We start from the raw sequence: 10,593 nt of genomic DNA, 5'->3' as shown, positions 1-10,593 counted from the left end.
ATATGCAAGAACAAAATATGAAAAAAGGGATATTTTATGGAGTTTGTGCTTATGTGATCTGGGGGTTCCTCCCAATCTATTGGAAGTTTCTAGAAAGAGCGAGTGCAGATGTAGTGCTTGCTCATCGTATTATTTGGTCGTTTGTTTTTATGATAATTTTCATTGCTGTTACAAAACAATTGACGACGTTTATGAAAGAATTTAAAAAAATTCTACATCATAAAAGAACTTTACTTATTATTTCTTCTGCTTCCATAATTATCAGCGCTAACTGGCTCATCTTCATTTGGGCTGTCCAAGCGGAACGTGTCGTTCAGGCTAGTCTCGGTTACTATATCAATCCATTAATGAGTGTTTTACTTGGTGTTTTATTTTTAAAGGAAAAACTATCTCCTGCCCAAATAATATCATTTATTTTAGCTGGTATCGGAGTGCTTTATTTAACGATAAGTTATGGTGTCTTCCCTTGGACTTCACTTGCTTTGGCGATAACTTTTGCTGTTTACGGTTTGTTAAAAAAAGTTGTGCATATTAGTTCAACATTTAGTTTAGCTATCGAAACACTTATTGTGACTCCCATTGCACTTCTTTACTTACTCATAATGCTTGGGGGAAATTTAGGCTTTGTAAATGGCGCAGGTTCAGTTAGTATCAACCTATTATTAATGGCTGCAGGGATTGCTACCGCCATTCCGTTAATGCTTTTTGGTAGTTCTGTGCAATTTATTCCATTGTCAATGGTAGGATTTTTGCAATACATCGCTCCAACAATTATGTTGTTTATTGGTGTGTTTTTAAATGGGGAAGCATTCACTTCTGCACATTTATTTACATTTTCACTCATCTGGATTTCTTTAATGTTGTATATGAGCTCATCCTCCTTGCAACATAAAAGGAATAAGGAAACAAAACGACAAAAAACAGTTAGCAAAAGTCAATAAAAATGATCTTTTGCTTTTTTACTTCTTCCAATCAATATACCATTTCTTAATGTCAGGGTTAATATCTATATCCAGTTCTTTTAGCGCCTTTTCTAACTGTGTGTATTGGTAATTTACTAATAATCCATATTCTAATTTCGCATACATTTTCATTAAAGAAAAGTTTGCACGTTCGTCTTCTGGTTTCAAATTGCATATTTTAACATACCACTTCACCGCTTCTTCCAAGCAATTATTCTTTTCATAACAATTCCCTATTCTATTAGCAACTTTCACCCATAATTGTTCCAAACGATATCGTATAGACTCCGCCCATAAATAATCATAGTTATTTAAATATGCATCTGTATATAATTCCATTATTTTTTCATATATATCAATTGTTTCAATATGAATCGGTGGAGCATTCGTTATTTCTTCTTCCCATTTGACAATATCTACAATAACATTTTTCAAAATTAAAATGTAGCCATCTTGAACACTTTTTACCGTCAAATGATTGCCGAATGCATTCAATGTTTTCCGTATATTGTACACGGTTGTATATAGCTGCGAAAAAGCTCGTTCTAATTCAAGATCTGGCCAATGTATTTCCACTAATTCCGATTTCCGAACCATCATACCAGAATGGTGTAGTAAAAAAAGAAATATCTCTCGCGCTTTCGCTGTTCTCCACTTTATGAATTTACTATTTCCATCTTGTTTAAAAGTTAAGTTTCCACATACACTTATCTGCAAAGTACCGGAAGTAGGATCTGTCTTTAGTATCTTACGAATGTCCAGTCGCTCAAACGTTTTTTCTAAACGCGCTACTTGAACTGGCTTCAGAATATAATCCAGCGCATTCAATTCAAATGCCTCCACAGCATACTCATTAAAAGCTGTTATGAATACAATTTGAAGATGAGGATTAGTCTCAACAATCTTATCTGCTAATTCGAGCCCGTTTCTACCAGGCATTTCAATATCTAAAAATACTAGATCGGAATCCTGAATCACCTTCTTATGCTCTTTAGGATCCAAATAGGTGAATTTTGTTATTTCAGCATCCATTATTTTGTTAATTTGAAGCTCAAGAAATTCCAATGCAAGTGCCTCGTCATCTACTAAGATAATTTTCATTTAATATTCCCCTTCAGCTAATTCGTTAGTCTGCTAGCACATTCATCTTATTCAGAATACTAGTCTAATTCACTCTCTCTTTTTGTCATTACCTTACCTATGTATAGAAATTGTTTATTTCCATCTCATAGAATGATCTTAGCCGCAAATTAAATGATTTTTATCATAACACAGCATTTCCTAAAAAAATATGTATGCAAAGTTACTAATATTTTACTAATAATTGTTACTTTTTGCATCTTTTATTACTTTTTACAGAATTACAACTAGTTGAAAAGGAGGTCTCCCATGGATAAAGTCCCAACAGATAAAAACGCCCTCTCTTTTTTGGATCTATCTGATTCACTCTTAATTAAGTCATAGTAACGTGCTCTTAAATTAAATCTTCAGCAATCGTTCATTGCCTTACTAAGGGTAGAAATAGAAAAGCGAAATATATATTTAACAAAATATGAACATGATTAAAATTTTTCCATCCATTTTTCATTTGAACCCGCTTACTTTAGGTCTTTTATCCCTGCAAATCTATTATTTAGGATTATTCAATAAATATTAGTATAGATTATGTATATATACCCACTCTATAATTCCTTAATGGATTGATTATCCACAAAGTGGAAAATTAATAATGAAAGGAGTATTTTGGTGGATAAAAGATTAAGTATATTATTTATTTTTCTTTTGTTGTTTCAGACAGCCTCAAATGGGTTGCTGGTTCCTGTACAAACCAAAGCAGAGGGAAATGAGAAGAGTATATTTACCAATATGTTAATTACAGATGAAGATGGCCACGAAGTTGACGTGAAAGAAGCGGATGAAGATTCAATAGTCCATGTGAAAATTGACTGGTCTATTGAAGGGAAAGATATTACATCAGGAGATACTGAATCACGAAAATTACCAACAAGTTTAGTGATTGAAACCGAACAGCATGGTGAGCTGAAGGCTGGTGATACGAAAATTGGTGAATACCGTACAGCCGGCAACACCGTAACCGTTAGTTTTAATGAAGCGGCTGAGAAACATGAAGACGCGAAGGGAACGTTTGAGGTAGAAGTTGTTGTTGCCAATGACAATCAGGAAGATGAAAAAGAAAAGCAAGCCGAAGAAGAAGCTGATACACTAACTACAACCGAGGATACAAAAGAACTAGAGGATTCTGAAACTACTGCTAAAGAAGGAGCGACAGAAAAAGAGAGTACTAGTTCTGATGAAGAAGTAGTTGAAGAAGGCAATGCGCAAGAGGAAGACATTACAACTTCTGATGCCTCAGAAATAGAAACGTTTGAAGGGAAGGATTTAGGAAATATATTTACATTCGATAGTTTCACTCTTAACGGTGAAGAGATCGAAGACGGTGCTATAATTGAAATAAAGGATGGTACTGTGGTCCAATTAAAATATGTTTGGGATACAGAAGGACTTGATGCAAAGGCTGACGACACGGCATCTATACAACTGCCAGACATATTCAAACAGATTAATATAACAAATCAACCAATAATAACTGACGGTGTAAATGTTGGAGAGTATAGTATTATTGATGGCGAACTTAGATTTGTCTTTAATGAAAACGTTGAAGATGGCGCTGTTCAAAATGGACTTGTAGGGTTAAATTTACAATTTAATTTAGAAAAATTCCAAGAAAATATAGTACAAGAGATCCATTTTAATGATAAAAGTGATAAAACACTTACGGTCATTGCAAAACCAGCTAAAGATATCAGCAGAATCTCCAAAGAAGGTCATCCTGATAGAGATCTAAATGCAAGAGAAATCATTTGGACGATCGATGTGATGAACGATAATGCGGAACCAATTACTGACGCAACCTTGAAAGACATCCTTCCAGAAGGCTTAGGAGAGCCAAGAGATTTTATTGTTAACGAATTATCTGTCGGAATTAATGGAGATAAACATCTTGGAAACACAGTTAATATAGAGCCACAGGTGGATGGAAATGAATTTCATATTGAATTTGAAAATATCGAACCATTCAAAGGTTATAGAATTCAATATACAACGTCTATAGAGGATTATACGATTGATAGCTTTACAAATGATGCATTGTTCACTTATGAAGGTGCAAAATTACCTGCAGAGGCAACTGTAGATGGATTTGAACGAAGCAATCCGATTAAAAAAAGTGGAGTATATAATAATAAAACTGGACAAATAGACTGGACTATAGTGGTAAATGAATCTGGTGGAGAAATTGATGAGGCGATTGTGGAAGATAATCTACCAGATGAATTGAGTTTAGTAGAAGGTTCTATTAAAATTCATAAGTTTAATAGTAATTGGAATTGGATAGAAGAAAGAAGTGCTGAGAAGTTCCCAATCAATTTAGGTCAAGTAGGATCTGATACAATTTATCAAATTACATTTAGCACAAATATCGATTGGTCAAAAGTTAATGATGGGGATTATCAACTTGATAATGAATTTACGAATCACACTGAATTATACGATGGAGAAATGAAAATAGGGGAAGATGATGCGAAGGTAGAGTATTCGAGACAGTCACTCCTTGAAAAATCAGGAACCTCCAATGTAGATTATGACAATAAAACACTTACTTGGACGATTGATGTTAATAAAGCGAAACATCCAGTAAATAATGTTGTCGTAACCGATTTGATTCCAGAAGGATTGAGCATTTCTAAAGATGATATTCTTATAAAAGATGAAGAAGGAAATGAAATTACAGCTGAAAGTATAACAATTTCAGATGCAGATGATGGAAAACAGAAAGTTAGAATCGACTTAGGAAATATCGGTGACAAACATATTAAAATTACCTATACAACTGAAATTGAAGACTTTAAGATCGATAATTTTGACAACGCCGCTTTTATGGAAGGTGATGGGATCGGTGAAGGTACGCCCGGTGATAATCATGAAATAACGCCCCCAGCAAATAGCTTTGCCAAAAAATTTAGTGGGATAGATTATAATGAGAAAACTATTGATTGGAATCTTACAGTTAATCCAATAAGAGAAAATATAGCTGAACTAAAAATAGTTGACACCTTTCCTAACAAAGGATTGATACTGTTACCGGAAACACTAAAAGTAACCATTGGAAATCAAACTCTTAAAGAAGGTATAGATTATACTTTATCCCCAAATACAGAGGGGGAAGAGACTGGCTATCACAAAGGATTTATACTTGAATTTACTGGAGATAGCTTACCGTTAAATGCTCAGGTTAATATAACGTATAAAACGTCATATGATCCACAATTAGAAGTTGAAGGTCATAATCCAGATCCGCATATAGGTGAAGAAAACCAAGCGAGAATTTATAAAAACCAAGCTACATTTATCGGAAAAACTGTAAATAATAATGATTTTACAGTAGAGAGAGATGCACAAACAACAGTGAGAGAAGATTCTTGGAACAGTGGTAAAAAAGAAGGCCAACGTGTCCGCAAAGACAGTAAAGGAAATATAGTTAATGGCTGGGAAAGTGGTTCAGAAAGAAAAATTGCTTGGCAGCTATATACGAACTACCAAAAGCAAAACCTTGGATCGGGTGTTGTCATTACAGATACATTGGCTTATGAAGGAACGATTGATCCAGACAGTATCAAAGTATCAGTCTATGAGGTAGCTGCTAATGGTGAAACAAACATTACAGGACCTGAGATAGATGACTATACAGTTACCGTTGAAGGTGATGAGTTCACTTTAACATTTAATGATAATTTTGAAGTAAAAGAAAGATATGTCATCGAATTTACAACAACAGTTCCAAATATTTCGCAACCAAAATACACAAACAACGCAACCGTTAAAGTTGGCGAAGATGAATATTCTTACTCAGGAACAGTTAATTATGACAAACATAATCGATTCCTAGAAAAAGGAACGATTGGACTAGATAGTAATCAAGTTTTCACTGGAGAGGAAATTGACTGGCAAGTTACAGTGAATGAAGGTCTATCTACTATCTTGCGGGATGTGATCATTACAGATACGATAAGTCCTGGATTAGTTTTCGTTGAAGATAGTCTAAAAATTAAGAAATTGAGTGGATCCACTTTAGTAGAAGACGAAGATTACTCTCATAAAGTAACCGTAAATGAGAATGACGAGACCATATTAGAAATCAAATTATTAGATGATCTTGAAGAGACTTTAGTGTTAAACTACACAGTTGTTGTAACAGAAACAGATGGTGAAGTTAACAATACTGTTAGCTTTAAAGGAACTGGCATCGATGAAAAAACGGTTGAATCTGAACGTATAAGTGCAAGAGAATTTTCTTGGGTAGGCGGAGAATTCAACCCAAAAAGAGGAGCAATCGTGGTTACAAAGGTAGACTCTGAGGAAGAAGAAGTAATTGCAAATAATGAAGCTACCTTTATCCTTGAGTTTGACCTAAATGGCGAAAGAGTCCAGTTTGGAGATGAATTCACTACAGAAAATGGTGTTCTGGAAATTGGTAACTTACCTCTTAGAACCTATTATCTCATAGAGGTGGAGTCACCAAATGGATATGTTTTATCAGATGAAGAGATGGAAATTAACGTGGATGAACCATATGGTAAAAACGAAAAAGTTTTTGAAGTAGATTTTAAGAATACGAAGGAAAAAGCAGACATAACCGGAACCAAAATATGGAAAGGTGGAGAATCCATTAGACCAGATTCTATCCAGCTTCAATTATATAGAGATGGGGAAGCCTATGGTGAACCTGTTACTTTAGAAGATGGAGAAACAAAATATACTTGGACTGATTTAGATGTAACAGATATTGATGGAAAGGTATATGATTACACGGTTGATGAAGTTCAGGTTCCAGATAATTTTGAGAAGACCATATCAGAAGATGGCTTAACTGTTACAAACGAATATAAGATTGAACAAGTAACTGTCTCTGTGAATAAAGAATGGATAGATGCAAATAACCAAGACGGCTTGCGTCCAGAATCTATCACAGTGAAACTACTTGCAAATAATGAGGAAACAGATCTTGGATTAACTCTAAGTGCAGAAAACGGCTGGGAAGGTGCATTCACTGAATTACCAGCAACAGACCGTGCAGGGAATGAAATCACCTACACAATCGAGGAAGTAGCTGTTAAGGGTTATGAAAGTGAAGTAGAAGTTAATGAAGATAATCCATATGATTTCAAGCTTACAAATACCCATGCACCGGTATTAATTAATGTAGAAGGCACAAAAAAATGGGATGACGCCGATAACCAAGATGGTAAACGCCCAGAAACTATTACGGTAAATCTTTTAGCAAATGGTAAGCAAATTGATTCTGTTGAAGTAACAGAAGAAGACAATTGGAAGTACAGTTTTACAGATTTGTCAAAATTTAAAGCTGGAAAAGAAATTACCTACACCGTTACAGAGAGTACAGTAGAAGATTACTCTCAAGAAATTGACGGCTATACTATTACGAACAGTTACACACCAGAAGAAACAGTAATCACTGTGACGAAGCATTGGGATGATGCGAATAACCAGGATGGTAAGCGTCCTGAAAACATTCAAGTACAATTAACGGCAGATGGTGAATCATTTGGTGAACCAATCGAGTTAACGCAAGAAAATGATTGGACCCACACCTGGTCAGAGCTACCATTAAATAGTGATGGAGAACCAATCAAGTATTCCGTAAAAGAAATAACAGAACTAGACGGATATGAAGTTTCAGTGAATGATGAAGATCATGGTAACATTATCATCACAAACAGCTACACACCTGAGGTAACTGAGGTTTCTGGAGCAAAAACATGGGATGATGCTGATGACCAAGATCATAAACGTCCAGATTCCATCACTGTAAATATACTAGCAAATGGTGAGCAAGTTGATACAACAGAAGTTACAGCAGAGAATAATTGGCGATACAGTTTTACAGACCTACCGAAATTTGCAAATGGTGCTGAGATTGAATACACGGTTACAGAAGATCCGATAGAAAACTATGAAACTACAATTGAAGGATTCAACATCACCAATAGCTACACACCAGAAACAACGGAAGTTTCCGGAGCGAAAACATGGGAAGACGCAAATGATCAAGACGGTGTACGTCCAACTTCTATTACGGTAAATCTTTTAGCAGATGGTAAGGAAGTTGATTCTGTTAAAGTAACTGCAGAAAACAATTGGAAGTACAGTTTCACAGATTTACCGAAATATAATGCCGGTGAAGAAATTGTATATACCGTTACTGAGAACTCGGTAGAGGAATATACAACGGAAATTGATGGTACAGATATTATCAATCACCACAAGCCGGGAAAGACAAGTGCAACGGTAACGAAACACTGGGATGACGCGATTAACCAAGATGGCATCCGTCCAGGAAGCATTGAAGTACAATTAACCGCTGATGGCGAAGCCTATGGTGATCCAGTAGAGCTATCTTCAGAAAACAACTGGACTTACACTTGGGACGAATTAGATGAAAAAGCAGCAGGAGAAGCAATTGAATATTCTGTAATTGAATTAACAGATGTACCAAAATATGAAACTTCAGTGAATGATACAGACCATGGCAACATCATCATCACAAATGCTTACACACCTGAGGTTACAGAAGTATCTGGAACAAAAATTTGGAATGATGCCGATAACCAAGATGGCATCCGTCCAGAGTCAATTACAGTTAACCTTTTTGCGAATGATGAATTTGTCGAGTCATCGGAAGTAACCGAAGCAGATAATTGGAATTATAGCTTCTCAAATCTGCCAAAATTCGAAGCTGGAGAAGAAATAATTTACTCAATTACAGAGGATCATGTAGAAGATTACGAAACTATAATTGATGGGTTTAACATTACAAATGCTTATACACCTGAAGAAATTGAGATTAATGGTATGAAAATTTGGGATGATGCCGATAATCAAGAGGGGATTCGCCCGGACTCGATTATTGTTAATCTTTTAGCAGATGGTGAGCACGTTCAATCAATTAAAGCAACCGAAGCAGATGACTGGAAATACAGCTTCACTAACATGCCAAAATTTAAAGCTGGAGAAGAGATTGTTTACACAGTTACAGAAAACTCTGTAAAAGACTATTCACAAACGGTCGAAGGCTTTGATATTACAAATGCATATACACCAGGACAAACAGCTATAACGGCAACGAAACAATGGGATGATGTAAATAACCAAGATGGTAAACGTCCAAAATCAATTGAAGTACAATTAACCGCTGATGGAGAAGCGTATGGTGATCCTGTAGAGTTATCCTCAGAAAACGACTGGACTTACACTTGGGACGAATTAGATGAAAAAGCTGCAGGAGAAACAATTGAATATTCAGTAGTTGAATTAACAGATGTACCAGAATATGAAACAACTGTGAATGATACGGATCATGGCAACATCATCATCACAAATGCTTACACACCGGAAATTACAGAAGTAACTGGAACAAAGACATGGAATGATGCAGATAACCAAGACGGTGTTCGTCCAAAATCAATTACAATAAATCTTTTAGCTGACGGTGAACTAGTTAATTCTCTTGAGGTAACTGAAAAAAGTAATTGGGATTATAGCTTCACAAACCTACCAAAATACAAAGATGGTGAGGAAATTGTTTATACAGTTACAGAGAATACAGTAGAAGATTATACACAGGAAATAGATGGTTATAATATTAACAACCACTTTACTCCAGGAGAAACGGGCGTAACAGTAACGAAAAACTGGCAAGATGCCAATAACCAAGACGGAATTCGTCCGGAAAGTATTGAAGTACAATTAACTGCTGATGGAGAAGCGTATGGTGATCCTGTAGAGCTGTCTTCAGAAAACGACTGGACTTACACTTGGGTCGAATTAGATGAAAAAGCTGCAGGAGAAACAATTGAATATTCAGTAGTTGAATTAACAGATATACCAGAATATGAAACTTCAGTGAATGATACTAATCACGGCAACATCATCATCACAAATGCTTACACACCTGAGGTTACAGAAGTATCTGGAAAGAAAGTTTGGGATGATGAAAATAACCAAGAAGGCGTACGTCCAGAATCAATTACAGTAAATCTATTAGCAAATAGTGAGCAAGTTGAGTCAATTGAAGTAACCGAAGCAGACGATTGGGCATACAGCTTCAGAAACTTACCCAAATATGAAGCTGGTGAAGAAATAGTTTACTCGATTACTGAAGATGCTGTTGAGGGCTACGAAACTACAATTAACGGTTTTACCATTACAAATACATTCATAGCCGAAAAAGACGAACCAGTAGATTCGTCAATTGGTTCAAAAGATAAACCAGCAGCTCCTTCAAAAGGAACATTAGAAAGCACAGATTCCACAACTGAAGGAAGTAAATTGCCTAGTACAGCATCGAATATGTTTAACATGCTTGTAATTGGAATTGGATTGTTAACCCTTGGAATAACTGTAGTATACTACCGTAAAAATAGAAGAGAACAGTAAGTCTGATCGCATTACATTTAAAAATCAGGAAGAAGCAAAAAGCTTTCATGTACTAACTTAGTATGTGAAAGCTTTTTTGTTTAGATTTTCTCTTGAT

General features: G+C 35.5%; 3 protein-coding genes and 1 pseudogene. 3 read left to right on the top strand and 1 reads right to left on the bottom strand.

The window, feature by feature from the left end:
- Nucleotides 1-941: EamA family transporter RarD (gene rarD / locus SPD89_RS02715; protein WP_336260419.1), on the top strand; the 941-nt coding region annotated here is incomplete at its 5' end.
- Nucleotides 942-959: 18 nt separating this feature from the next.
- Here the strand turns inward: rarD and SPD89_RS02710 are convergent.
- Complete coding sequence (locus tag SPD89_RS02710; RefSeq protein WP_336260418.1) at nt 960-2,063, bottom strand: response regulator; 1,104 nt, start codon at nt 2,061-2,063, stop codon at nt 960-962.
- A gap of 375 nt (nt 2,064-2,438) precedes the next feature.
- Here SPD89_RS02710 and sda point away from each other — a divergent pair.
- A pseudogene (sda, locus tag SPD89_RS22835) lies at nt 2,439-2,528 on the top strand (sporulation histidine kinase inhibitor Sda); the annotation flags it as partial.
- A 180-nt stretch (nt 2,529-2,708) separates the two neighbouring features.
- Complete coding sequence (locus SPD89_RS02705) at nt 2,709-10,496, top strand: Cna B-type domain-containing protein (protein WP_336260417.1); 7,788 nt, start codon at nt 2,709-2,711, stop codon at nt 10,494-10,496.
- Nucleotides 10,497-10,593: the final 97 nt, after the last annotated feature.

The sequence above is a fragment of the Pseudogracilibacillus sp. SO30301A genome (assembly GCF_037072025.1).
In the GTDB taxonomy this organism is placed as follows: Bacteria; Bacillota; Bacilli; order Bacillales; family Amphibacillaceae; genus Pseudogracilibacillus.
This window is presented reverse-complemented; position numbering and strand designations above follow the sequence as displayed.